The 258-nt window shown below is 37.2% G+C and carries 1 pseudogene; it reads right to left on the bottom strand.

Annotated elements, in window-relative coordinates:
- Positions 1 to 17 precede the first annotated feature (17 nt).
- A pseudogene (locus AC23MB_RS14465) lies at positions 18 to 258 on the bottom strand ((Fe-S)-binding protein); the annotation flags it as partial.

Genomic DNA, 258 nt, shown 5'->3' on the forward strand with positions numbered 1-258 from the left:
AATTCGGCGTCAAGCTATTCTAAAAGCATTCTTGGCGCTTCATATACACCGTTACCGCGACCTAGATAGCATGGATCGTGGAAGGTAATTCTTTTCCCTTTGAATTGTCATCCTTCAATTTTTAGACGTCCTTCTTCCATTAATTGCTTAAGGAATTGCGTGTGATGAAGAACTTCAAATATTCCACCTAGACTTGGATATTCGTTTTTTAAAGTATTGAAACAATGAGGGAAAGCCGATACAATTTTCTTAAAATCG

This window comes from Soonwooa sp. T0.1_25 (genome assembly GCF_057652215.1).